Origin of the sequence: Vibrio algarum (assembly GCF_028204155.1) — a bacterium.
Lineage (GTDB): Bacteria > Pseudomonadota > Gammaproteobacteria > Enterobacterales > Vibrionaceae > Vibrio > Vibrio algarum.
Genome location: NZ_JAQLOI010000003.1, coordinates 1,299,991 through 1,324,738, shown reverse-complemented (window position 1 = coordinate 1,324,738; position 24,748 = coordinate 1,299,991). Strand labels below are relative to the sequence as shown.

Here is a 24,748-nt window from a genome sequence, read left to right as displayed (position 1 = left end):
TGGGCTCTATTTTTTCGTTTGCCTCGTTAAGTTAGTTTAGGGCTTCTAATCTTAAATAGAATCGCAAACATCACAGGTACTACGATAAGCGTCAGTACAGTAGCAAAACCTAATCCTGCCATAATGGTTACTGCCATCGAACCGAAAAAAGCATCGAACACGAGTGGTATCATGCCAAGAATGGTTGTGATTGCGGCCATACTTACTGGTCTAACCCGGCTAATTGCACTGTGTACAATGGCTTCGTATGGATCGCGCCCTTCTTCTAGCTCAATATTAATTTGATCTAAAAGTACAATACCGTTTTTTAGAATCATCCCACTTAAACTTAGAAGACCAAGGAAGGCAGTAAAACTGAACGGCATATTTGTTCCTAATAACCCCACCGAAACCCCGATTATAGATAGTGGGACAGTAACCCATATCACTAATGATTTCTTAACTGAACCAAATAGGAAAATAGTAATGATGAACATCAATAAATATCCCATAGGTAACGAGCTAAATAGAGACTCTTGAGCATCTTTAGATGACTCATATTCACCACCCCAAGTTAACTCATAGCCTTCTGGCAATATCAACGCTTCCACTTTAGGTTGAATACGGGCAAACAGACTTGCAGGCGTTTCGTTACCAAGAACATCGTGATCGGCTAACACAGTCAACGTTCGCTTTCTGTCTCTTCTCATGATTAATGGTTCAGACCAATCTAGATCAATTCCATCAATCACTTGTTCGATAGGTACATAAGCCTGCTGACTAGGGCTCCATATACCAAGGTTTTGCACCGTATCAAAATTAACTCGTTCGTCTTCAGGTAAACGAACCATGATAGGTATCATTTGCGTACCATCTCTAAATAAACCGATGGTTGAACCGCCAAAAGCAGTTTGCAATGTATTGGAGAGATCTTCCTTGGACACGCCCATACGACGAGCTTTTGATTCGTTGAATAAAGGCACTAGATCTTTGGTTCTTTCGCGCCAGTCATTCCGAATATTCCGAGAACCGGGATCTTCAGAAAGAATATCTTCTACCTGAGCGGCAATATTTCTTAAGACTTGTGGGTCCGGCCCGGTAATTCTAGCTTCAATTTTGGATGCTGGAGACGGTCCAAATTCAATGATCTTAAATTGAAAAGTCGGCGAGTTAAATGAAACCGCTAGTTGGTCATCTAACTTATGCAGCAAAGTAAACATCTGTTCACGATCTTTTGCTCTCACTTGAAATTGTGCATAAGCCTCGTAACTTTTCTCTGGTGCATAAGTTAATGCAAAACGCGGTAAACCTTGTCCAACAGAGGATGAAACAAACTCCACTTCGTCATAACTACGCAGAAAACTATCTATTTCAGTCGCTTGCACAGCTGTTTCTCTAATATCTGTACCTTCAGGCATCCACATGTCTACATAAAACATAGGCGTGTTAGAGGCAGGGAAAAATTGCTGCTTAACGTTACCAAAACCAATAACAGCGGTAACAAGCAATGTCACCATACCCGCTACTGTTAGCCATCTAAAACGCAGGGCAAACTTTAAACACGACCCAAAAATCAGGTACCACGCACCCTTGTACGGGTCTGTATTTTCACCTTCTTTACTCTCTCCATCTTTCAAGAAAAGATCGGCAAGGAAAGGCGTAAGTGTGAGCGCTGTAATCCAACTTAAGAATAGCGAATAACACAGTACCCAGAAAAGAGAGCCTAAGAATTCACCCGTAGCATCATCTGACAAGCCGATAGGAGCGAAAGCTGTAATTGCTATGACTGTCGCGCCTAATAGTGGCCATTGCGTCTGTTTAACAATATCTTTTGAAGCTTGAAGTTTCGTTCGACCTTTTTTAAGACCTACTAATATTCCTTCTACGATGACAATTGCATTATCCACCAACATACCAAGTGCAATAATCAGAGCACCAAGTGATATTCGATGAAGTTCGATGTCATTCATCTTCATTAAGATGAATGTCCCCATCACGGTAAGCAACAAGACAATACCAATAATCAAGCCACTACGCAGACCCATGGTAAATAGCAGTACAATAATGACAATACCGACTGCTTCAGCAAGGCTGACGATAAAATCTTTAACTGATTTATCGACTTCTAAGGATTGGTTGTAAAAGTAGCTCAGTTCTAATCCTGCAGGCTTGATATTCTCTAGCTCGGCTAACTTAACGTCAAGAGACTTGCCAACATCAACAACATTCACACCAGATCCAAAAGAAACACCTAGTGTAATCGCTGTTTTTCCATTAAAGGTAACAATATTTTCAGGTTTTTCCTGAATTCCTCTTCGAACAGACGCAACATCTCTCAATCTGATTAGGTTGCCCGTATCACGGCCGTGAATAATTAAGTTTTCTAACGACTCAACAGAGTTAAGGTCACCACTAGGGCGAATAGTGAGGTTTTGCCCATTGATCATTAATTCGCCAGCTTTCACTACGCTATTTTGCTGTGAAAGAAGCGAAATAACGGTAGAAAAATCCAAATTAAGTGAAGCCAAACGGTCTATAGACATTTCCACGTACAGGTATTCTTGTTGATCACCGGCAATACTTACTTTGCCAACACCTTCCACTAATTCTAATTCCCGACTTAATAAATCAGCGTAACGTTTCAGCTCGACATAATCATAACCGTCACCCGATAACATCATCATGACACCGTATACGTCACCAAAATCATCAATGATCTGAAGCGAATTTACACCAGAAGGCAGCATAGGTTGTAAATCATTAACCTTACGACGCATCTCATCCCAAATTTGTGGAAGCTCATCAGGACCGTAATTCATTTTCATGCTGACAGTAATCTGCGACATACCAGCGGATGAAATCGACTTTATATTATCTACGTAAGGTAACTGACGAATCGCCTTTTCAATCGGATACGTGAGCTCCTCTTCTACTTCTGTAGATGTTGCACCAGGATAAGTTGCAATAACCAACGCATCTTTGATCGTAAACGCAGGGTCTTCAAGCCGTCCCAAACCAAAGAAACTTTGAATACCACCAATCGCCAGAATGACAAAGAACAACCAGCTGATAACCTTATTTTTTATTGAATATTCTGCAATGCTCACTGGACTTCTTCCTTGTTAGCTATAGCGACGACAGCGTCCTCACGCATTTTTCTGAGATTAGAGTTAACTATGACATCACCCGCTGTAACTCCAGTAGCCACAACCGCTCCAACGCTATTAATTTGGATAATGTTTACCGGCTGTTTGTATACGGTGTTGTTTTCAAGTTTCCAAATATAGAACTCATTCTTTCTGACACCTGCATCTAACGCTGTCATCGGAATTTGATAACCAGGTAGGACTCTAAGGCCTGCTTGCACAAGGTCCACGTCTAAACTCGCACTCGAGCCTGGTAATATCGCTGGCTCAACCTGATCCATTTCTAGCCAAAATTCAAACGAGTTACTACCTTGTGCTGGCTCGTTAGAATGCTCGTAATATGTGGATATAAATTCACGATCATCACCAAAAAAGCGAGTTTTAATCTGGTAATTATTTGTATCATTATCCGGGTTTATCATCGAAAGAACGGCGTCAGAAACAGCCACTCGGATTCGCACAACATCGCCTCGGTAAACGCTCAAAATTTCTTCACCAGGGCTTGCGTTTTCGAACGATTTTTTCGGAACCTCAGAAATATAACCATCGAAAGGTGCAATCAAACGTGTGTATTCAAGGTTATTTTTAGCTATCTGAAAATTCACATAAGCCATTTGCTTGCTTGCCGTTAACTCGTCAAATTCAGATTGTGAGACCATTTTTCTAGAAAGCAGATCTTTACCACGGCTATGCTGTTTAACCGTGAGCTCATATTGGGCTTGAGCATCAGCTAACTGTTGACGAAGTTTACTTGTATCAAGCTTTGCCAATAATTCTCCTTTTTTTACTTGTTGACCTTTACGAACCAAAATAGCTTCGAGTTTACCTTCCACTCTAAAAGATAAAGGGGTTAAATCTGCGGGTGAAACGGTACCTTTAAAATTTCTAAACTGGTTAATAAGAGGCGCGCTGATTTCAAATGTAGAGACAGTAAGCGCTTTACGTTCTTTTGTGACTGTATCTTCTCCACACCCTTGCAATACAACCAATGCAAACAGTAGCACTGCGGCCTTATATAAATGTTGAATGTGCATTAAATACCACCCTCGCGAGTCCAAGGTCTAACCATCTGACCCTCTTTTAAATTCTGTGCACCTGCAACAACTATCTGATCTCCTGCTTTTAAACCAGCAACCACAGCGCCAAATTCATCTAATTCAACCTCAACACTTTCGACAATATGTGTGGTTTGATTAAACTTCCAGACCTTACTTTTAGCCGTTTCTTTCACAATCCATGCATCATTAGGGATAGAAAACCTATTTTCTTTTTTATTGTTGCTAAGCAACACTTGCCCTGTCATCCCTGTAAGAATATTAAAAGACTCTGGGCGGACAATAGTGACCGTTGCACTATAACTGTTCGTATCCACATTGGGCTGTGTCGACATTTCTTTAAACTGAGCAGGTATGACAATAGTGTTGTTAATATCAAAGATAACGGCATATTCACGATTGGGTAAGCTATGTATCCCCGCTTTATCAATATAAGGAACAGGAATAACGATGTTTACATCTAAGTTTTCATTGTTAATGATATTTAGTACAGGTTGTTTAGATGAAACATATTGAAAAGGTTGAACAAACTTGAGAGACACAACACCACTAAAAGGGGCCGTAATTTGAGTATATTGAAGATCGGTTTTTGCTTCCTCTAGATTGGCATCTGCTGCTTTAAAGGCCGTCTCTGATTGATCAAATGCATCGGCACTAATCAATTTTTTATTAAACAGTTGCTTGTTGCGTTCTAAGCGTGTTTTTTCCAAATCAAATTGCGCCTGTGATGCATCAACAGCGAGTTGGTAATCTGTGTCATCGAGTACCGCAAGCACTTCGCCCTGAGAAACCTTTTGCCCCTCTTTAACATTCAAAAGTTCGATCACTCCAGGTACTTGGAAAGACAATTGAGAACGATCACCTGCATCAACCTCTCCTAAAAAGACGTCATAGCCACTGCTCGATATACTCGGGACTTGATAGAGTTTAACCGGTTTAATCACATCATTTTGCGTTTCTGAATTGGCTTGCTCACAGCCTGTTAAAAGCAACCCCATACTTGCAATCGTCGAGAGCTTTAGCATTGTTATAAAGGCTTTTATAGTCACCTTTTTTCTCCATCATAATAATTTTATACTACACACTCGTGCAGTATATGTTTATTTATCGTAAAATCAATATATATTTTACATGCGTATAATAAATTTAGGTGACTGAAAAACCAATATTGATTAGAATGCACTATCGCAATGTGGGAAGACGTTATGAATGATAGAAAACAAGGTAGGAGATGTGCGCAAACTGCTGAAGAAACCAAGCAGTTGATCCTGATGACGGCTGGAAGAATGTTCTGTGAACAAGGGTATGAAAAGGTATCACTTAGAAATATTAGTGAGGCCGCTGGCGTATCTCACAGCCTGATCCGGCATCACTTTGGTAGCAAAGAAACAATCTGGTATACCGTGAGTGATATCCTGAGTAGTTATATGCAAACCTATATCAGAGGTCTTATTGGAGAATTCCCCGAAGATAAACCCGCCAATATTATACTTTACCATTTCACAATGAAATTGATGGCACATATGCTAGTGAACCCTCAACCGTTGCAATTTATTGCCGATGCAATTAGGCAAGAGGGTAAGTTTTTCGACTATTTTATGGATACTTCGGGCGATTTTGAACAGATAATCCAAGATAGTGTAGAGCAGCACAACAAACAAAACCCTGGACACCAAGTCGATCTTTGGGAAATCAAATGGCAGGTAATCTACAATTCTCATGCCGCTATTAGCTTAAAACCATTACTGAATATCGTATGGGAAAAAGAGAACTGTAGCGGGGACGACGCCCTGCTAAAACATTGGAAGCTTTTCAATAAAAAGATGATCAATGACCTTAATATAAAACCGCAAGACTATATTGAGCCTTCAAACCTAAAAGATCTGCTATTACCCATTGCTTGCGATTTTTCTAACCCAGAATCATGCAGAGACGAGCTTCATAAGTTTTCTTAGCTTCGTTTTCCACGATTTCTGTGGATGTTGAGCTTCGATTTCATTTTCTGTTTTTCTGCAGAGCGTTTTTGTCTTTTTCTTGGGCGCTCTGATTCAGATTCTTCAATTAAACTAGGTTCAAACCCTTGAAGCCATTCTTGAGGTAAGCGTTCATCTAGAAGGCTTTCAATGGCCTTTAATAGATACTCCTCGTCACGCATCAGTAATGAGACAGCCAAACCTGTGTTGCCAGCACGACCAGTACGACCAATTCGGTGTACATAGTCTTCAGCTTTGTATGGCATGTCGAAATTCACCACACATTCAAGCTCTTGAATATCAATTCCTCGCGCCGCTACGTCGGTTGCAATCAGAGCCCTAATTTTACCGGATTTAAAATCGTCTAACGCTTTTTGTCGCGCTCCTTGGCTCTTATCACCATTTATTGATGCCGCTTTTATACCATCTAACTTGAGTTCTTTAACAAGAGCATCACTACCCTGTTTGGTTTTAGTGAAAACCAATACCTGTTGCCAATTACGAGAACCAATCAGGTAAGCAAGCAATTCACTTTTTCTTTTACGATCTACCGGATAAACAATCTGAGTGACGGTACTTGCTGTACTATTAGACGGCGTCGCTTGCTCTTCTTCTGGATCGGTCAATATTTGATAAGCGAGTTTTTTCACTCTGTCATGAAAGGTCGCAGAGAAAAACAGAGTTTGTCTTTTAGCAGGTAACTTTTTCAGTATTCTCTGAATATCAGGTAAGAAGCCCATGTCGAGCATTCGATCAGCTTCATCAAGAACTAACGTTTCTGTGCGTCTTAAATCGATTGTTTTCGTATAGGCATGGTCAAGCAGGCGTCCTGGGGTAGCAACCAAAATATCTGCACCGTTTCTAAGATTACTCCGCTGAACATTTAAGCTTGTGCCACCATAGGCCACCACCACGTGTAAATTACAGTCTTCACTGTAACTTACAAGACTATCAAACACCTGTTGTGCTAATTCTCGGGTTGGAACCAGAATCAAACTTCTGATCCACTTTCCAGAAGCTTCTCTATCTTCAGCTGACGCATCCATCATTAAGTTATGAATAATAGGCAAACCAAAAGCCGCCGTTTTACCCGTGCCTGTTTGTGCTCCAGCCAACACATCCTTTCCTTCAAGAATGTGAGGGATCGCTTTTTCTTGAATCGTAGTAGGCTGTTCAAAACCAAGCCTTGCTAGAGTTTCAACAAGTTGTTGATTAAGATTCAATTTAGAAAAAGAGATAGGGGATTCAGACATAACAATAGGCTCTTAGAAATTTGGGTCAGGATTGTAACAGATAACGATTGTATCTATCATGCTAGTTGGCGTGTTTTTTCCTTACTCGCTTTCAGCACATCGTGATACAGCTCCGAAAATAACGCCCTCAGTGGTTGATAGTGTGCGTTGATATCTTGAAAACACTCTGCAAGCGGTGCCATCCTATCACTGCGATGAGACATTCGTTCTAAAGCAAATTCAATATTCTCTATATTACGATAAGAGGCTAACCAATGGTTTCTCCACATCATTTCCGTTACGTGCAAATACCTTTCAGGTAGTACGACATTGGGTTTTACGGCGTTTTGTTCTGCAATCTGACAAAATTCATGCAAATCATCCTCGCAGTATTGTGACCAGTCATTCGCCAAACAGTGATCCCAGAACAGATCCATCGCTATTGGAGAAAAACGTCGTAAATGGGGAGAAAAGAAAACTCGAGCCTGCTTAGAAATTTCATGCTGATCGGTAAATTTATCAACAAAACGGTGTAATAAGATGCCATCAACAATCTCTTTAGGGTAACGGCCAATAGGGTTACCTTTGACAAAATCACCCAGTAAATTGCCTGCAATGTCGCTATTGCATACTGTTGCTATGTGAATGTGTGCTAAAAAATTCATTCAAAACTCTATTTGCAAAAGGACAAAAATAAAGTATCTCACTAACAGAAATAAAAATACAAAGTATAAGTCTGTTACCCACAAACACAAAAGCCAGCAACGATAGCCGTCACTGGCCTCAAATTAGGGGGCTAATTTACCCAACGCTAAAACAATTATTTACTATTTATGACCAGCGCTTCGTCAACGAGGTTTTCTTCCAACTCATAGTCGGATAGGTCAAAGCCTATTTCTAGGGCATCCAGCCATTCCAAATTATCAATTTCTAAATCTTTATCTTCCATAACATTTGCCTCTTTATCTTCTATAAATAGAGATACCACGTTTATATGACAGATTTTTTATAACACCTAACAATAAACAACCACTCATTCTAAAAACTTGCTCCCCGTCAAATGCAACCGTTTGCCTAGAGTTATTGTTCTAAATTTAAACATTACGAAAGGAAGCCATATAGTGATTCAGGTCACACATTCACAACATAATCGACATCTTCTTGCATAAAAGTGTCGGGTGTTTATCTTTTTATCATCTAGAATCTAATTCGAAAGATACTATTTTTAAATTACAGTAACGAGGCCAACATGAAAGAGATACCGTTTCGTTTGATAGACAGACTATTTATCAAGATGTCCATCAACGATAAGTTTTGGGTTATTTTTATTCTATTCTTTATAGCTCTAACTACTACTGGCTTGGGTAGATATAATCAAACGTTAGCTTCTATCGAAAATAATGCAATCAACGTGGTTCAGGCACAAGTAAGTGGCATGGCAAAAGTGATGTCACCAGATAGCCAAATGAACCTCTCAAATGTATCGATTTCAAGCGCACCGACCGAAGCTACTTTCAAAAATGGCTCAATTACAGCTTCTGCTCGGTTGGCTAATGGCCAATATGCAACACTGACTCAAACGGTACCGCCATCGGTTCAAGCAGAAAAAGAGGATGCATTTCGTTCATTCCTATTCAGTTTTATCTGGTTATTGCCTATCGCTCTGGTTTTGTATTGGACTGCGACGTTTTTGACTGGTGCACTTTGGGTGCTTTGGCAGACTACCGCTAAAATTGCTGAAGGAGATCTTACTTCTCGCTTAGGCTTCCACCCAGGCCGAGATGAGTTTGGAACAATTGGATGTGCTTTAGATGAGGCAATGGACACATTATCCAACCTAGTTAAAGTCGTCAAAGAAAGCTCCAACACCTTAGGGGTAACCGCAGCTTCCTTTGCATCGGAAACGACCCAAAGCCAAGAACAAATTAACTATCAACACTCGTCACTCGACTCTGTAGCAACCGCGATGGAACAAATGACGGCTTCTGCATTAGAAGTTTCGAATATCGCTAAGCAAGCAGCAGAGCATTCAGAAAATGATGAAAAATACGTTCAGGCTAGCCAACAGCGTGTTCAGGAAGCCATATCCGAAATTGAGCAGCTAAGCCAATTTATTTCAGAATCTTCTACATCAGTAGCAACACTTGCAGATAGCACAACCCAAATTAACGACGTGATCACCACTATAAATGCGATATCTGAACAGACCAACTTATTGGCTTTAAATGCGGCAATTGAAGCCGCTCGTGCAGGCGAATATGGTCGTGGTTTCGCAGTTGTTGCTGACGAGGTACGAACGCTAGCCAGTCGCACGCAACAAGCAACAGTAGAAATCCAATCAACCATCGAGAAGCTACAAACCGAGACCAGCCTCATCACATCTAAAACAGAAAATACTGTTGCACAAGCAAATACCAGCAACAAGATTATCTCTAGTATTGGAGAAGATGTCGTAGCTATCGCAGAATCAGCTCGCGCGGTCATGGAGATGAGCGTACATATCTCAACCTCTGCAGACGAACAGAGCACTGTAGCAAATGATATTGCCAGTGAGTTAAGTGACATTAGAACTCAATCAGACGTAATACGAGATGTTGCAAAAACATCAGCTCAAGGTATATCAGAATTAACTGAAGCATCTAATAATCTTAATCAGGTCTTAAAGGGTTATAAAACTGCCTAACAACGCTACTGCAATCGGTTATTACCTAAGTAATTTTGATTAAAGGGCTTACCATATATCGATAAGCCCTTTTGTTTATGTAAACTATTCCATTAATTGCTTTATTCATCTTATAATTTGTTAAACAAATAATGATACGGATAATCAATGAAAGCTCGCCACCTAATCGCTCTTATTAGCGTTATCATTTTTTCTGGTTGTGCTACTTACGCAGGCATTAATTTTGACCAACTATTTGGCAAAGAATCTGTTAGGGAACGTGAAGTGCCCTACGGTACAGCACTAGCCGAACACTATATTCAAGATGTAAAACCAGTCATCGATGGCCGTTGCGTAGTTTGCCACGCCTGTTATGACGCCCCGTGCCAATTGAAAATGTCTTCTACACAAGGTATCGACCGTGGTGGTAGCAAAAACAAAATTTATAATGGCACTAGGCTCACTGCAACCACACCAACCCGCTTATTTGAAGATGCAGAAACAACCCAAGAATGGCGAGACTTTAATTTTCATCCGGTGTTAAACGAACGAAACCAGACGTCTCAGGCTAATGTTGAAGCAAGTCTAATAGCAAAGATGCTCCTTCAGAAAGAAGAATTTCCGTTACCACAACAAGAACAACTAGAAGGTTTTGATTTTTCTATATATCGAACGGAGCAATGCACTACTGTCGAAGAGCACGCTAGTTACCAAAAAGACTATCCAAATTGGGGAATGCCGTTTGGGATGCCTAACCTCTCTAGCAGTGAGTTTAAAACACTAATGAACTGGTTAGAAACTGGCGCATTGATGTCAGCAAACAAACCTATCACGCATCAAGAACAGCAACAGATTGCTAAGTGGGAAACATTTTTCAATCAAAGTGACTTAAAGACTCAATTGAGTAGCCGTTATTTATACGAGCATTTATATCTTTTCCATCTCTACTTTTCCGATATAAACAATGAACCTAGATTCTTCAACCTAGTTCGTTCATCAACGCCACCAGGTAAACCGGTTGAACGTATATCAACTCGTCGACCCTACGATGACCCCTCGGTAGAGCGCGTTTACTATCGATTAATACCTGAGTTAGGAACGACTGTTGATAAAACTCACATGCCATACGCTCTTAATAGCTCACGCTATGACAATTGGGTAAAATGGTTCGTAGAATCCGAATACACTGTCAGTAACCTACCTAGTTACGAGGTTGAGGTTTCTGCTAACCCGATGACGGCGTTCGTTCAACTTCCAGTTAAGAGTCGTTTCAATTTTCTGGTTGATAACGCTCAAAATACGATTATGGCCTTCATCAAGGGGCCGGTATGTCGTGGACAGCTTGCTCTTAATGTTATAAATGACCGATTCTGGGTGTTTTTCGTAGACCCAGTAAAAGCAAATGTACCTGAAATCAATGCATTTTATACTTCGCAGAAACAAAACCTTAAGTTGCCAGGAGAAAAAGAAACAATTATAGCCCCTGTTACAAACTGGATATCGTACTCAAAGCAACAAGCTCGTTATCTAAAAGCAAAATCTGATTTTACTAACGAATGGTTTGTTAATGGGGAACATCTCACCACTGGTGTTATCTGGAATGGCGCCGAAGTAAACCCTAATGCCGCACTCACGGTATTTAGGCATTTTGACAGTGCCTCTGTAGTTCAAGGCCTCGTTGGTCAAAAGCCTAAAACAGCTTGGATTATCGATTATGCATTATTAGAACGTATTCATTACCTTCTTGTCGCTGGTTTTGATGTTTATGGAAACTTTGGTCATCAACTCGTTACACGCCTCTACATGGATTTTTTACGATTAGAAGGTGAAAGTAACTTTTTAAGCCTACTACCAAAAGATGTCCGACATACAGAGCTCAATTCGTGGTATCAAGACCAAAGTGAGCATATGAGTAACTTCCTCACTCGTAACATTAAACCTTTTGATCAGCCATCAGGTGTCATATATAAAACGGATAATTACAAGTCAGAGCTTTTTGATAGGATAAAAGTTGAATTAAACCCCGTACTCAACGACCGGTTTAATATCGTTAATACAGGCTTTAAACCAGAAACTGAAGCTATATTAAATAAATTTGATCACATTGTCGGCTTTTCTGAAGATAGCTTACCTCAAATCAGTATGATTATGATTGAGGCAGAAGATGGTAATAAGCAACTCTTCACCTTACTAAGAAACAACGCACACAAAAATATTAGTAGCCTATTCAATGAAGAGAAAAACCGGACACCTGAACAAGATGATTTAACACTTGTTCGTGGAGTTATCGGAAGTTATCCAGCCGCTTTTTGGCGCTTGAAAGAAGACGAGGTGCCGAAACTCTATCAAATGCTCAGTTCTATGCAGAATGAAGAAGATTACGTCAAGTTATTGGATCGTTTCGCTATTCGACGGAGTTCACCTGAATTTTGGCCTTTCAGCGATTTAGTTCATCAATGGTATAAACAGGAACAGCCTGTCGAATTCGGATTGTTAGACTATAATCGATTTGAGAATCGTTAAGTTCTCCATTGAGATAAGTTGCTTGTTGCCCACTATCAGCAAGCAACTCTCGTAATGTGGTCATGAAATCCAAATAAGGAGGTAAACATGAACATGCGAGAAAAAATTGAAGATCTAGAGCAACAAATTTATGTTGCTTGCTCAGAAGGTGATGTTGATATGATGAACATGCTCGAATATCAATTAGAGCAACTACGGGGACGGATGGAACACGTTCTGGACGATGATCCCTATGCACTGGAAGATTATTACTACGATGAATAGATTATGAAGATACAAATAAAGAGTCCCAGCAGAAACAACACTGATGGGACTTCTTTTTATTCTCACGTTACGTTATCTTAAACCCGATAAAAACTCGTGTCTTGTGGCCGAATTTGATTTAAATATCCCACCCAATGCCGTCGTTGTGGTTTCGCTAGTTGCGTCCATCACTCCACGAGATTTCACACAATAGTGCGTGGCATCCATGGTAACTGCAACATCATCCGATTCTAGTAACGTTTGCAAAGCCACTAATATCTGTTGGGTCATTCGCTCTTGAACCTGAGGACGTTGTGCAAAAAATCGCACAATACGATTAATTTTAGATAGACCTATTATCTTACCCCGGGGAATATATGCCACAGCGGCTTTTCCATCGATAGTAACAAGGTGATGTTCGCAAGTGCTAGTGACGGTAATATCTTTTACCCTTACCATTTCACTTACATTCATTTTATTTTCTATCACCGTGATCTTAGGGAAATTCTTATAGTCCAAACCAGAAAAGACTTCATCTACATACATTTTCGCTATGCGAGCTGGAGTTTCTTCTAAACTATCATCATTAAGGTCAAGCGCGAGCAACTTAAGTACTTCGCTCATATGATATTCGATACGCTCTTTCTTCTCTTCTCGGCTTACCTGATCAGGCAGCATTGGAGTTTCGAGTCCTCTCTGCTCTAGCGCATCTTTTACTAATTGTGCTGATTCGCTAATCCCCGACATATACTCTCCTACTTTCTACAACGTCCAATAACCCCGATTTACGGCACGTAAGCATACTCGGAATCATAAAAAATTACAGCAACATTTATCTATATGGGTTCAGGTAGATAGTCATCTATTCGATAAAACCTATTCCGCTTTCTCTTAGATCGCATTAAGGGCTCACACCGCCATATTCGCAATGGAAATTTGCTGTTTTGTGGAGGTGGTCGTCTATAGCCCAGATAAGATATATGTTATTGTTCCCGCCATAATTTAATAATGATAAATAAGGATTCATTATGGGATGTTGTGATGCTCCTGGCCTAATGCCAATCAATGATGCTATAGAACAGATGCTTTCAAGTATTACTGCTGTCAAGTCTACTCAATCCCTTTCATTAGAAAAAACCGTCGGGTTTGTTTTAGCGCAAGATGTTCTATCCCCTATTAATGTTCCTCCATTTGATAATTCAGCAATGGACGGCTACGCAATCAAGCGCAACGACCTTAAAGCAACCAACATTTTGCCACTATCAGGAAAATCATTCGCAGGGCAACCCTTTGAAGGAGAGTGGCCCAACGGAACATGCATTCGAATAATGACGGGTGCAAAAATCCCTCAAGGGTGTGACGCTGTTGTAATGCAAGAAGACACAACAGTGACCGATAGCGGTATTCAGTTTAATGGTATGGACATCAAAGAAGGTAATAATATTCGCCCTATAGGTGACGATATACATACCAATGATATCGTACTGAAAAAAGGTACTCGCCTGACACCTAGAGACATTCCAATGATTGCCTCGCTAGGGATCAGTCATTTAACCGTATTTAACAAACCCAAAGTTGCCTTCTTTTCCACAGGTGATGAGCTTCGACCATTGGGTGAAACACTAGCAGAAGGGCAAATATACGATAGTAATCGCTATGGGCTAAAAATCCTTCTGGACAAGTTTGGTTGCGAGGCTATCGATCTCGGCATCATTCCCGACGTCCCAGCGCAACTCCGAGAAACGTTTAACCTTGCTCAAGAACAGGCCGATGTGGTGATAACCTCCGGTGGTGTCAGTGTTGGTGAGGCCGATTATACGAAAGACATTCTAGACGAACTGGGCTCTGTTAGTTTTTGGAAAATAGCCATCAAGCCAGGCAAGCCTTTTGCTTTTGGTCAGCTAGAAAAAGCATGGTTCTGTGGACTACCAGGAAACCCAGTATCAGCAGCACTAACAACTTATGTTTTAGTGCAACCTCTGTTAGCAAAATTAGCAGGAGAGTCTGATTGGCAGCCACCGCAATCTATACCTGCGACAACACAATCAAGCTTTAAGAAAAAACCTGGAAGAACAGACTATCAGCGTGGGGTTTACACTGTAAAGAATGGAAAATTCGAGGTCGAAAGTGCAGGAAACCAAAGCTCTGGAGCATTTACTTCAATGAGTGTCGCTAACTGCTTTGTGATTTTGGAGCATGAAAGAGGCCGTGTTGAAGTTGGTGAAACCGTGCAAATTCAGCCTTTTAATCACACTCAATACTAATACTTCTAATTTGGCCGCTACCGAGTAAAAACGGTGGTGGCTTACCTATCGAACATATTGCCGTAAACAGCTAGGAAAATGCTATGGAAATTCTTTCAGACAAAGAGATGCTTCGTTATAACCGACAGATAATTCTACGAAATTTCGATTTTGAAGGACAAGAAGCTCTTAAACAGAGCTCTGTATTAGTGATTGGTGCTGGTGGGCTCGGCTGTGCGTCTTCTCAATATCTTGCTACAGCAGGTATTGGGCATATCACTCTGGTAGATTTTGATTCCGTTGAGCTTTCAAATTTACAAAGACAAGTACTCCATTCAGACTCAGATATAGGGAAACTTAAAGTCGATTCCGCGTCAGAAAGTTTACAAGGGCTAAATCCGCACCTAACTGTGGATACATGTTCTGAGAAACTTGACGACCAAGCTCTTCTAACGCTAATTAAAAAGCATCAGGTTGTCTTGGATGCTACCGATAACAAAGAGACCAGAAATCAGCTTAATCGCCTTTGTTACCAAACTAAAACGCCTTTGGTCTCTGGTGCTGCTATTCGTATGGAAGGACAATTAAGTGTTTTTACCTATCAAGATGACGAACCTTGTTATGAATGTTTAAGTTCTCTATTTGGAGAGAATGCACTTACCTGCGTAGAGGCGGGTGTAATGTCTCCAGTGGTTGGAATTATAGGTGGTATGCAAGCTTTGGAAAGTATTAAGATCATTTCTCAATACGGAAGACCTTACAGAGGCAAGCTGATGATCTTTGATGCACTCCATTTGAGCTGGAGAGAAATGAAATTATCTAAAAATACCAAATGCTTAGTTTGTGGTTAATTCTTTATGAGCTTTTAATAAAATTATAGTAAATATATTAAACCACCAAATATAATGTGATCTGTGCCACTAGTTTTAAACAAAGTATTGCATGATCGTTTGTGAATGGCATCCTGTTAAATATCAGTTTTGTATGAATAAATTAACGAGTGTCGTCGAAATGGAATCCAGAATTTCTCAGTTAAAAAAAGATTTTAAAAACCAAATTTTTGCAATAGATCCAAACAATAACGAAAGATCAACCACATCTATTCTAACTGAAGAAGAAATGCTCGAGTTACAAAATGCTTGGATACAGCTAACCATCTGGAAGCAAAACAAAATAAGCAATTAGATGAGGCAAGAGCCTCGAAATCAATATTGATGCAATCTGTTTTATTTCATTTTTTCATCCAAATTCAAAACGGTCAGCGCATTGCTCACACTGGTTGCAATAACGTCAACCACGCCTGTACGTAAGGCGCCTAATAATGCGAGAGGCTTACTATTTTCCGCGGCAATAGCTATTACCTCTGAAATAGGTTTAAATTCCTTCATACTTAATCCAATCACGCGATCACTCATCACTGTGTTCGCTGTTTCCCCATGAATATCAAAAAAATCATACCCAGCAAAATCGCCTACTACACCCTGCTGTAATCTTGACTGGACAACTTCATCGGCGGTAAACCAGCCCAAATCGACCATATAACTGTTTTCACTCATGTCACCAATACCCACAAGAGAGACATCCGCCTTTCGTGCTAAATCGAGTGTTTGTTTAACGGTCGTGTTTTCCATGAAAGCGGTTTTTTGTTCTCTATTTTCAGCGTATGCCGGCGCATACAATGTTTCAGAGGAGCCTCCATATTTTTTTGCTAGTTGTCGACAAATATGGTCTGCGTTATACATACCACCTCTCGGGTGAATGCCACCAATACCACAAACAAACTTACAATCTCTTGGAGTAATAACACCAACGTGATGGGCAACAGCAGAGACGTTGCGCCCCTGCCCAACCGTTACCACCATCCCGTCTTTCAATGTCGATGATAGATAGTTCGATACCAAACCAGCAACTTGCAGGCGCTGTTGCTCTTCACTAGGTTGATCTAAAGCAACCAGAGCCCTTTTTACACCAAACCTTTCTATAAGGCGCTGTTCAATTTTCGCGCTAAAGACAGGGTGATATTTAACCGTAATCTCTACAATCCCTTCATCTCTAGCTTGCTTTAACATCCGCCCTACTTTGGCTCTAGAGATGGAGAATTTTTTCGAAATTTCTTCTTGTGTTGCACCATCTTGGTAATAAGCAACCGACATTTCTGTTAAAAGATCTGTGCTCTGGTCCAATACATCTTGATTTTTATTACTCATATCTCCACCTACTGATACTATTCATTGTGAAATTCAACCATGCGCATTTGTTCAAGTACGAAGCGAATGTATGACCCACACTATACCATTACTTATGCTCGCTAACATTACATTTGATCTACCGAAAAATTAATTATTTTTTGTCTGTAAATCGATAACAAAAACTGACGAAAACGTTTATATCATATAAATCCGTGCAAACATTGATTAAAGTCACTTTTACCTAATGTCATCGATTGACTTTCCACTCAGATCCGCTAATTTGAACGCATCAATTCCTCAACAATGTGCCATATGTTCACGATACATTGTTTACGGTTGAATTATAAAATGCCGATTATTGATCACTTATGCTCGGCTGAATGACAATTGACTATTAAGCCTTACAAGATAGGACGACGGATATGAGCAATAAATTAGAGCAACTTCGCAAAGTAACCACAGTAGTAGCCGATACAGGTGACATCGAGGCGATTCGTAAATATAAGCCCGAAGACGCAACGACAAACCCTTCTCTTATTCTTAAAGCAGCACAAATTCCTGAATATGCACCTTTAATCGATAATGCAATTGCGTATGCTAAAACTCAAAGCAACGACAAAGCGCAGCAGGTTCAAGACACGTGTGACATGCTTGCTGTTAATATTGGTAAAGAAATTCTTACTACTATTCCTGGTCGTATCTCTACTGAAGTCGATGCTCGTTTGTCTTACGACAAAGAAGGAAGCCTAGCGAAGGCGCGTCAGCTTGTAAAAATGTACAACGATGCAGGCATCTCAAATGACCGCATCCTTATTAAATTGGCTTCTACTTGGGAAGGTATCTGTGCGGCAGAGATTCTTGAAAAAGAAGGCATCAACTGTAATCTAACACTTCTTTTCTCATTCGCTCAGGCTCGTGCATGTGCCGAAGCTGGCGCATTCCTAATTTCACCTTTCGTTGGTCGCATCATGGACTGGTATAAAGCGAAAGAAGGTCGTGATTTTGAAGCACAGGAAGATCCAGGCGTCTTGTCTGTAACTAAAATCTACAACTATTACAAAGAACACGGCTATGACACTGTTGTTATGGGCGCAAGCTTTCGTAACATTGGTGAAATCCTTGAAATCGCAGGTTGTGACCGTCTAACTATCGCACCTCAACTGCTCCAAGAGCTAGAAGATGCGCAAGGTGAGCTAGTAGAAAAACTTGTTGCAACAACTGACATAAAAGAACGTCCAGCGCCAATGACACACGCCGAGTTCTTATGGGAACATAACCAAGATGCAATGGCCGTTGAAAAACTCGCTGAAGGCATCCGCAACTTTGCTATCGACCAAGGTAAATTGGAAGATATGATCGCCGCTAAGTTTTAATTTCCTCGCATAGTTTAGTTAAAGCGCTCCACAATCGTCGGAGCGCTTTAAAATGAGAATTCATAAATGGTACTGACCATTTTCAAATATTTAAAATCATTCGGAATTAAAAAATGGAACAAAAACAACTAGCAAATGCAATCCGTGCCCTTAGCATGGACGGTGTTCAACAAGCCAACTCAGGTCACCCAGGCGCACCTATGGGTATGGCTGACATTGCCGAAGTACTTTGGCGTGGCCACCTAAACCATAACCCACAAAACCCAGAGTGGGCTGACCGCGACCGTTTTATTCTTTCTAACGGCCACGGCTCAATGCTGATTTACTCCCTGCTTCACCTCTCTGGTTACGATCTTTCAATTGAGGATCTGAAAAATTTCCGTCAATTGCACTCTAAAACACCAGGTCACCCAGAATATGGTTATGCTCCGGGTGTTGAAACGACCACTGGCCCTCTAGGCCAAGGTATTACTAACGCGGTTGGTATGGCGCTGGCGGAAAAATCATTAGCGGCTCAGTTTAACCAAGAAGGCCATGACGTTGTTGACCATAACACTTATGTGTTTATGGGTGATGGCTGTCTAATGGAAGGTATTTCTCACGAAGCATGTTCTCTTGCGGGTACTTTAGGCCTTGGTAAACTTATCGCGTTTTGGGATGACAATGGCATCTCAATTGATGGTGAAGTTGAAGGTTGGTTCTCTGACGACACACCTAAGCGTTTCGAAGCCTACGGCTGGCATGTTATTCCAGCGGTTGACGGTCATGATGCCGCCGCTATCAATGCGGCTATTGAAGCAGCAAAAGCAGAAACGGGCAAACCAACGCTTATCTGTACTAAAACCGTTATCGGTTTTGGTTCTCCTAACAAATCAGGCTCTCACGATTGCCACGGTGCACCACTAGGCGCAGACGAAATCGCCGCAACACGTAAAGCACTGGGTTGGGAGTATGGTCCTTTTGAAATTCCGTCAGAAATCTATGCGCAATGGTCTGCAAAAGAAGCAGGCGCAACTAAGGAAGCGACGTGGAACGAGAAATTTGCAGCTTATGAAGCAGCATATCCAGAGCTTGCAGCCGAATTCAAACGTCGCATAAATGGCGAACTACCAGCAGAATGGGAAGCGAAAACGTCTCAAATCATTGCTGACCTTCAAGCAAACCCTGCCAATATCGCGTCGCGTAAAGCGTCTCAAAATGCACTTGAAGCGTTTGGCACTATGCTTCCTGAGTTTATGGGTGGCTCTGCGGACCTTGCACCGTCTAACCTAACCATGTGGTCTGGCTCTAAGTCCATCACACCAGAAGACGCTTCAGGTAACTACATTCACTACGGTGTACGTGAGTTTGGTATGACCGCTATCATGAACGGTTTAGCCCTTCATGGCGGTTTTGTTCCTTACGGTGCCACCTTCCTAATGTTTATGGAATACGCTCGTAACGCACTTCGCATGGCGGCACTGATGAAAGTGCAAAACATCCAGGTGTATACGCACGATTCCATTGGTTTAGGTGAAGATGGTCCAACGCACCAACCTGTAGAGCAAGTATCATCACTGCGTTTAACGCCAAACATGAGCACATGGCGTCCATGTGACCAAGTGGAATCGGCTGTAGCGTGGAAATTTGCAATCGAGCGTAAAGATGGCCCTACGTCACTTATTTTCTCTCGTCAAAACCTAGCACAGCAAGAGCGTGATGCAGCTCAAGTGGCTGACATTGCGAAAGGCGGATACGTGCTGAAAGATTGTGATGGCACGCCAGAGCTTATTCTTATTGCCACTGGCTCTGAAGTTGAATTAGTCGTTGCAGCGGCGGCGCAACTGACGGCTGACGGCAAGAAAGTACGTGTTGTTTCTATGCCTGCTACGGATGTATTTGATAAGCAAGATGCGGCTTACCGTGAAGCAGTACTTCCTGCTGACGTGAGAGCACGTGTTGCTGTTGAAGCAGGTATTGCTGACTTCTGGTACAAGTACGTTGGTTTTGACGGACGTGTTATCGGTATGAGCACCTTTGGTGAATCAGCGCCAGCAGACGAACTATTTAAGATGTTCGGCTTTACAGTTGAGAACGTAGTTAAAGCCGCGAACGAAGTACTTGCGTAATAACTCGTTTATAAGCCACTCTTGTAACGAGTGGCAGTGAATACTAAACCGAGCTTTTTAGCTCGGTTTTTTTATATAACGAACTAGAACTAAGTTTACGCTTTAAGATAAAGCAAATCTCACCGCTGCCTTCGCATGTATCTCCGTTGTATCATATAACGGAACATTCGTGTCGGCTTGCTTCACAAGTAAAGCGATTTCAGTACAACCCAGGATCACCGCTTGAGAACCATGCATTTGCAAATCATCGATTATTTTTAGATAGGCCATTCTAGAGCTGTTTTGAATTTTCCCTAGGCATAACTCATTGTATATAACTTCATGGACTTTAGTTGCCTGTTCAGGCTTCGGTATATCAACACTAATTGAAAACGAGTCTATTAAGCGTGATTTATAAAAGTCCTGTTCCATCGTGAATTTGGTCCCTAATAGACCAACTCGACTAATGCCGTCTTCTACAAGTTGTTCGGCTGTTGCGTCGGCGATATGCAGAAGTGGAATTGAAACAGAAGATTGAACCTTATGCGCAATCTTGTGCATAGTGTTAGTGCAAATTAAGAAGAAATCAGCCCCTGCTGCTTGTAAAGACTGTGCAGCCGAAGACAATATATCGGCAGTTTTATCCCATTCCCCTTGGTGTTGAAGCGTTTCAATTTCGGCAAAATCAACGCTGTACAGCACAAGTTTTGCGGAATGGAGTCCGCCTAGCTGTTCTTTAATACCACGATTAATAGCAGAATAATAACTAGCCGTCGATTCCCAGCTCATGCCGCCTATTAAGCCTATCGTTTTCATACATTCTTCTCCTGCCAAACAAAGGATATTTCGAATCCAAACTAACCAATGAACTCACACTATACTAATAATTAGTCGCTATCAGTTGATTTTTTCATACTAAAAAGTACAGATGGAAACAATATGAAGTAGAGTTTTGAGCGAGATTTGGCAGAGAGGATGTGTAATCTTAATAGATATTTCATCGGCAGACATAGATCTTACCGATAAATTTTTATTCACTTCAAAAACAGTAAAAGCGAGTCACATTGACTCGCTTTTACTTTTAGTGATCAGAATACGATTAGTTTTCTGACGCTAACTCGTCTTTATTTTCTACTTTGTCATCGACGGCTTTAACTAGTAACAAGCCTACACCCATAACAATCGAACCACAAAGAACAAATATGAATCGTCCCCACAATGGATTCGGTAGCAAGAACATACACATAACACCTACACCGGCTACCGCGATTAATGTACCAAGCATACGACGCTGTTTGTTATCTAATGCTTTTTGAGCATCTGATTCAGAGATTAATGGTGTTTCCAAGTTGTTGAAGAACTTATCTACATCCTTTTGACGCTCTTCTGAAAGAGGCTTGTAGAACAGAGTAGACATAACAAAGAAACCAGCTGTAAAGACAACGTGAGACAACAAGCCAAGAGCGACTTTAACATCAGACCACTCTCTGCCAGTTAGTTCATTCAGGCCAAACCAACCTTCAACCATATCCGCTGTAACAACAAAACCAACAACATAAGAAACGATACCACCAACAACTAGTGTACCCCAACCAGCCCAGTCTGGTGTTTTCTTAATAAAGAAGCCACAGAATGCAGGGATAGTCATAGGGAAGCCAATTAGTGCACCGACATACATCATTGTATCGAAAAGACTAAGACCTTTAAGCGAGTTAATAAACAATGCTACAAGAATAATCGCAATACCAAAGCACGTTGACGTGATCTTAGATACCGCTACTAACTCTTTTTCTGTCGCATTTGGACGAAGTATTGGCTCATAGAAGTTCTTAACAAAGATGCCTGAGTTTCGGTTCAGACCCGAATCCATTGAAGACATCGTTGCAGCAAACATAGCGGCAATAAGTAATCCAACCATACCCGCTGGCATGTACTGCTCTACAAAGTATAAGTACGCAAAGTCAGCAGCTTTACTGCCTTGCTCCGGATATATAGCAGCTAAATCAACGCCTTGACCAGCAATGAACCAGCTAGGCATAAACCAAATCATTGGACCAATCGTCATTAGAACACATGCTAAAAGCGCTGCTTTCTTTGCATTATTTGAGTCTTTCGCAGCCAAATAACGGTAAGAGTTCAGCATGTTGTTTGTAATACTGAATTGTTTTAGGAAGATGAATATTGCCCAGATGCCAAAGATACTTACATAGTTCAGGTTATTACCTGATACAAATGACGCGCCTTCGTCAACAGGGAAATTGCTAACAATCTCGCCGACACCGCCACCGTGAATAATAGCAACAACAGCACATGTAACTGTAACGGCCATGATGATAACCATCTGCATAAAGTCTGATGCGATAACAGCCCATGAACCACCAGTTACTGACATAATCAGAACTACAGCACCAGTTGCAATGATAGTTGTTGTCATATCAAAGCCAAAAATACCAGATGCGATAATTGCTAATGCATTAAGCCATACACCTGCAGAAACAACGCTGTTTGGCATACCAGACCAAGTAAATACTTGCTCATTACCTTTACCAAAACGCATACGAATTGCTTCAATTACCGTCACTACGCGCAGTTGGCGAAACTTCGGAGCAAAGTATAGATAGTTCATCAAATAACCAAACGCATTGGCTAAGAAAATGACTGCTACCGCAAATCCATCATTATAAGCTTTACCGGCTGCACCGGTGAATGTCCACGCACTGAACTGGGTCATAAATGCGGTTGCACCAACCATCCACCAGAGCATGTTGCCGCCACCACGAAAATAATCACTAGTGGTACTAGTAAATGTACGGAACATCCAGCCTATCGCAATAAGAAATAGAAAGTAGATGCCCACAATTAGAATATTCAAATCCATCATGTAAACCTTCAAAAATAAATTCAGGGTGCAATATACTCTTTCGCCCTAAAGATTTGTACTACAATATGCCAATTGCGTGATTTAGATCTGCAATTTCATACCAACTATAGTCATACAATATACAGTCTTACATTCGATAAACAAATTGATAACCTATAAACCAAAACATCACATAGCCCCCGCCAATGAAAGCTTTACGACAAATCAACCCAAAAAATGAATCATCCTATGGAGCGGAATATTATCATTTATGCCCCATAAACAGTTAAATACCGGAAATAAACATCGTCTATAAATCGTACATAAAGACAATATAAGTCATAATTATTCCAGTTAAATATGAACACAACTTATTGATCATGCGCGATAAAATGAGCGATGGTTGAAGCAAATTGTAGGCACGCTCTCAAGACGATACCAACTAACGGGATGAGATGAACATTTAAAGGGGGTTTTATAGACAAAAAGACGCCCATATTGCCTGTATTCAATATGGGCGTAAAAGAGGAGGTAACTCCTCAACCAAATACTAACAACGAGAGTGGTGATAGTATCGATATCCGCTAATAAAAATAGCTGTATTAGTGTTATTAAAGTGCAAGCTTGTAAAGTTCGATAATCTCTTCTTTAGCAATACGATTGATACTTGCGGTGATTCTTGCCTTTCAGGCATCGGAAATACAGAAATACACGAATACACGAATAACGTCATCAGCTCTATTTTCATAACGTTAAAAGGAACGACTTCCTATGCTATCGACTTTCTAATGTCACGAAATTAATCATTTAACGACCACAAATACATAAAACTAATATTAATGTATTACAAATATAAAGTGTGCGATCCAAGTCAAAGTTTCACGAATGGATGGCATTATAAGGAATCCCCTTTAACTTATTTCACAATTACCCAACTGTAAGAATATGTTTCAAATAAAGTAAATATACATATATAACAACAAGATAGATAACCCAACTATTAATAAGACTACTTTTCGTTCAATTATAATCAGATCGCCATCACAGAAGAATCTACAATTTTAATTCAAACTATTTGTATTATATAACTACACAAACCACTAACTAGTTCATGGGACGAAGGAAAACAATCCCTACGGATGCCCATAACAACAAAATTAATTCCGTGCTCAACAAATGAGCA

At 40.8% G+C, this 24,748-nt stretch carries 19 protein-coding genes; 9 read left to right on the top strand and 10 right to left on the bottom strand.

Annotated features, from left to right (window positions below; translation table 11 throughout):
- Positions 1 to 26: 26 nt before the first annotated feature.
- The 3 genes from PGX00_RS21400 to PGX00_RS21390 are packed head-to-tail and all read right to left on the bottom strand — an operon-like array spanning position 27 to position 5,229.
- The gene (locus PGX00_RS21400) at positions 27 to 3,086 is read right to left on the bottom strand and encodes an efflux RND transporter permease subunit (RefSeq protein WP_272140389.1); all 3,060 of its coding nucleotides are present in this window, start codon (positions 3,084 to 3,086) and stop codon (positions 27 to 29) included.
- Positions 3,083 to 4,159, bottom strand: coding sequence for an efflux RND transporter periplasmic adaptor subunit (locus PGX00_RS21395; RefSeq protein ID WP_272140387.1), 1,077 nt, complete (start codon positions 4,157 to 4,159; stop codon positions 3,083 to 3,085). The genes PGX00_RS21400 and PGX00_RS21395 overlap by 4 nt, the downstream gene beginning before the upstream one ends.
- Positions 4,159 to 5,229, bottom strand: coding sequence for an efflux RND transporter periplasmic adaptor subunit (locus tag PGX00_RS21390; RefSeq protein WP_407702405.1), 1,071 nt, complete (start codon positions 5,227 to 5,229; stop codon positions 4,159 to 4,161). Before PGX00_RS21390 ends, PGX00_RS21395 begins: the two co-directional genes overlap by 1 nt.
- Before the next feature lie 156 nt (positions 5,230 to 5,385).
- On the opposite strand from PGX00_RS21390, the gene PGX00_RS21385 reads away from it, so the two are divergent.
- Positions 5,386 to 6,135 (top strand): TetR/AcrR family transcriptional regulator, encoded by a 750-nt coding sequence (locus PGX00_RS21385; RefSeq protein ID WP_272140385.1) that lies wholly within the window; start codon positions 5,386 to 5,388, stop codon positions 6,133 to 6,135.
- Here the strand turns inward: PGX00_RS21385 and PGX00_RS21380 are convergent.
- The 3 genes from PGX00_RS21380 to PGX00_RS21370 form a co-directional block, all read right to left on the bottom strand.
- Positions 6,132 to 7,406 (bottom strand): DEAD/DEAH box helicase, encoded by a 1,275-nt coding sequence (locus tag PGX00_RS21380; RefSeq protein ID WP_272140383.1) that lies wholly within the window; start codon positions 7,404 to 7,406, stop codon positions 6,132 to 6,134. The two genes, PGX00_RS21385 and PGX00_RS21380, sit on opposite strands and share 4 nt — an antisense overlap.
- Before the next feature lie 56 nt (positions 7,407 to 7,462).
- Positions 7,463 to 8,050 (bottom strand): acyl carrier protein phosphodiesterase, encoded by a 588-nt coding sequence (locus PGX00_RS21375; protein WP_272140381.1) that lies wholly within the window; start codon positions 8,048 to 8,050, stop codon positions 7,463 to 7,465.
- Between the two features lie 155 nt (positions 8,051 to 8,205).
- On the bottom strand, positions 8,206 to 8,334 hold the full coding sequence (locus tag PGX00_RS21370; protein ID WP_272140378.1) for a hypothetical protein: 129 nt from the start codon (positions 8,332 to 8,334) through the stop codon (positions 8,206 to 8,208).
- A gap of 300 nt (positions 8,335 to 8,634) precedes the next feature.
- On the opposite strand from PGX00_RS21370, the gene PGX00_RS21365 reads away from it, so the two are divergent.
- The 3 genes from PGX00_RS21365 to PGX00_RS21355 all read left to right on the top strand — a co-directional run bounded on the left by PGX00_RS21365 (position 8,635) and on the right by PGX00_RS21355 (position 12,834).
- Positions 8,635 to 10,068: a methyl-accepting chemotaxis protein gene (locus PGX00_RS21365; protein WP_272140376.1), complete on the top strand. Its 1,434-nt coding sequence runs from the start codon at positions 8,635 to 8,637 to the stop codon at positions 10,066 to 10,068.
- A 147-nt stretch (positions 10,069 to 10,215) separates the two neighbouring features.
- Positions 10,216 to 12,570, top strand: a complete 2,355-nt coding sequence (locus tag PGX00_RS21360) for a fatty acid cis/trans isomerase (protein ID WP_272140374.1) — start codon at positions 10,216 to 10,218, stop codon at positions 12,568 to 12,570.
- 87 nt (positions 12,571 to 12,657) lie between these two features.
- Complete coding sequence (locus PGX00_RS21355; protein WP_272140372.1) at positions 12,658 to 12,834, top strand: hypothetical protein; 177 nt, start codon at positions 12,658 to 12,660, stop codon at positions 12,832 to 12,834.
- A gap of 72 nt (positions 12,835 to 12,906) precedes the next feature.
- On the opposite strand, the gene folE is transcribed toward PGX00_RS21355, so the two are convergent.
- Positions 12,907 to 13,560 (bottom strand): GTP cyclohydrolase I FolE, encoded by a 654-nt coding sequence (folE, locus tag PGX00_RS21350; protein ID WP_272140369.1) that lies wholly within the window; start codon positions 13,558 to 13,560, stop codon positions 12,907 to 12,909.
- Positions 13,561 to 13,841: 281 nt separating this feature from the next.
- Here folE and moeA point away from each other — a divergent pair, with 281 nt between their 5' ends.
- The 3 genes from moeA to PGX00_RS21335 all read left to right on the top strand — a co-directional run bounded on the left by moeA (position 13,842) and on the right by PGX00_RS21335 (position 16,241).
- Positions 13,842 to 15,077, top strand: coding sequence for a molybdopterin molybdotransferase MoeA (gene moeA / locus PGX00_RS21345; RefSeq protein ID WP_272140367.1), 1,236 nt, complete (start codon positions 13,842 to 13,844; stop codon positions 15,075 to 15,077).
- 83 nt (positions 15,078 to 15,160) lie between these two features.
- On the top strand, positions 15,161 to 15,907 hold the full coding sequence (moeB, locus tag PGX00_RS21340) for a molybdopterin-synthase adenylyltransferase MoeB (RefSeq protein ID WP_272140365.1): 747 nt from the start codon (positions 15,161 to 15,163) through the stop codon (positions 15,905 to 15,907).
- Positions 15,908 to 16,040: 133 nt separating this feature from the next.
- Positions 16,041 to 16,241 carry a hypothetical protein gene (locus tag PGX00_RS21335; RefSeq protein ID WP_272140363.1) on the top strand — a complete coding sequence of 67 codons (201 nt, stop codon included), beginning with the start codon at positions 16,041 to 16,043 and terminating at the stop codon, positions 16,239 to 16,241.
- Positions 16,242 to 16,282: 41 nt separating this feature from the next.
- On the opposite strand, the gene PGX00_RS21330 is transcribed toward PGX00_RS21335, so the two are convergent.
- Positions 16,283 to 17,263, bottom strand: coding sequence for a sugar-binding transcriptional regulator (locus tag PGX00_RS21330; RefSeq protein WP_272140361.1), 981 nt, complete (start codon positions 17,261 to 17,263; stop codon positions 16,283 to 16,285).
- A gap of 404 nt (positions 17,264 to 17,667) precedes the next feature.
- Between PGX00_RS21330 and tal the strand changes: the two genes are divergently transcribed.
- Together tal and tkt are read left to right on the top strand one after the other, a co-directional pair.
- Entirely contained in the window at positions 17,668 to 18,618 is a 951-nt protein-coding gene (tal, locus tag PGX00_RS21325) for a transaldolase (protein ID WP_272140359.1), read from the top strand.
- Between the two features lie 113 nt (positions 18,619 to 18,731).
- Positions 18,732 to 20,726 carry a transketolase gene (tkt, locus tag PGX00_RS21320; protein ID WP_272140357.1) on the top strand — a complete coding sequence of 665 codons (1,995 nt, stop codon included), beginning with the start codon at positions 18,732 to 18,734 and terminating at the stop codon, positions 20,724 to 20,726.
- Positions 20,727 to 20,828: 102 nt separating this feature from the next.
- Here the strand turns inward: tkt and PGX00_RS21315 are convergent, their stop codons facing one another.
- Together PGX00_RS21315 and PGX00_RS21310 are read right to left on the bottom strand one after the other, a co-directional pair.
- Positions 20,829 to 21,521 (bottom strand): aspartate/glutamate racemase family protein, encoded by a 693-nt coding sequence (locus PGX00_RS21315; protein WP_272140355.1) that lies wholly within the window; start codon positions 21,519 to 21,521, stop codon positions 20,829 to 20,831.
- 283 nt (positions 21,522 to 21,804) lie between these two features.
- Complete coding sequence (locus tag PGX00_RS21310; protein ID WP_272140353.1) at positions 21,805 to 23,583, bottom strand: sodium:solute symporter family protein; 1,779 nt, start codon at positions 23,581 to 23,583, stop codon at positions 21,805 to 21,807.
- Positions 23,584 to 24,748: the final 1,165 nt, after the last annotated feature.

Coding starts and splice junctions, on each gene's coding strand:
- PGX00_RS21365 (WP_272140376.1), top strand. CDS start 8,635: ATGAAAGAGATACCGTTTCGTTTGATAGACAGACTATTTATCAAGATG.
- moeA (WP_272140367.1), top strand. CDS start 13,842: ATGGGATGTTGTGATGCTCCTGGCCTAATGCCAATCAATGATGCTATA.
- PGX00_RS21385 (WP_272140385.1), top strand. CDS start 5,386: ATGAATGATAGAAAACAAGGTAGGAGATGTGCGCAAACTGCTGAAGAA.
- tkt (WP_272140357.1), top strand. CDS start 18,732: ATGGAACAAAAACAACTAGCAAATGCAATCCGTGCCCTTAGCATGGAC.
- PGX00_RS21315 (WP_272140355.1), bottom strand. CDS start 21,521: ATGAAAACGATAGGCTTAATAGGCGGCATGAGCTGGGAATCGACGGCT.
- PGX00_RS21310 (WP_272140353.1), bottom strand. CDS start 23,583: ATGGATTTGAATATTCTAATTGTGGGCATCTACTTTCTATTTCTTATT.
- folE (WP_272140369.1), bottom strand. CDS start 13,560: ATGTCGGGGATTAGCGAATCAGCACAATTAGTAAAAGATGCGCTAGAG.
- PGX00_RS21330 (WP_272140361.1), bottom strand. CDS start 17,263: ATGAGTAATAAAAATCAAGATGTATTGGACCAGAGCACAGATCTTTTA.
- tal (WP_272140359.1), top strand. CDS start 17,668: ATGAGCAATAAATTAGAGCAACTTCGCAAAGTAACCACAGTAGTAGCC.
- PGX00_RS21395 (WP_272140387.1), bottom strand. CDS start 4,159: ATGCACATTCAACATTTATATAAGGCCGCAGTGCTACTGTTTGCATTG.
- PGX00_RS21380 (WP_272140383.1), bottom strand. CDS start 7,406: ATGTCTGAATCCCCTATCTCTTTTTCTAAATTGAATCTTAATCAACAA.
- PGX00_RS21335 (WP_272140363.1), top strand. CDS start 16,041: ATGAATAAATTAACGAGTGTCGTCGAAATGGAATCCAGAATTTCTCAG.
- PGX00_RS21360 (WP_272140374.1), top strand. CDS start 10,216: ATGAAAGCTCGCCACCTAATCGCTCTTATTAGCGTTATCATTTTTTCT.
- PGX00_RS21375 (WP_272140381.1), bottom strand. CDS start 8,050: ATGAATTTTTTAGCACACATTCACATAGCAACAGTATGCAATAGCGAC.
- moeB (WP_272140365.1), top strand. CDS start 15,161: ATGGAAATTCTTTCAGACAAAGAGATGCTTCGTTATAACCGACAGATA.
- PGX00_RS21370 (WP_272140378.1), bottom strand. CDS start 8,334: ATGGAAGATAAAGATTTAGAAATTGATAATTTGGAATGGCTGGATGCC.
- PGX00_RS21355 (WP_272140372.1), top strand. CDS start 12,658: ATGAACATGCGAGAAAAAATTGAAGATCTAGAGCAACAAATTTATGTT.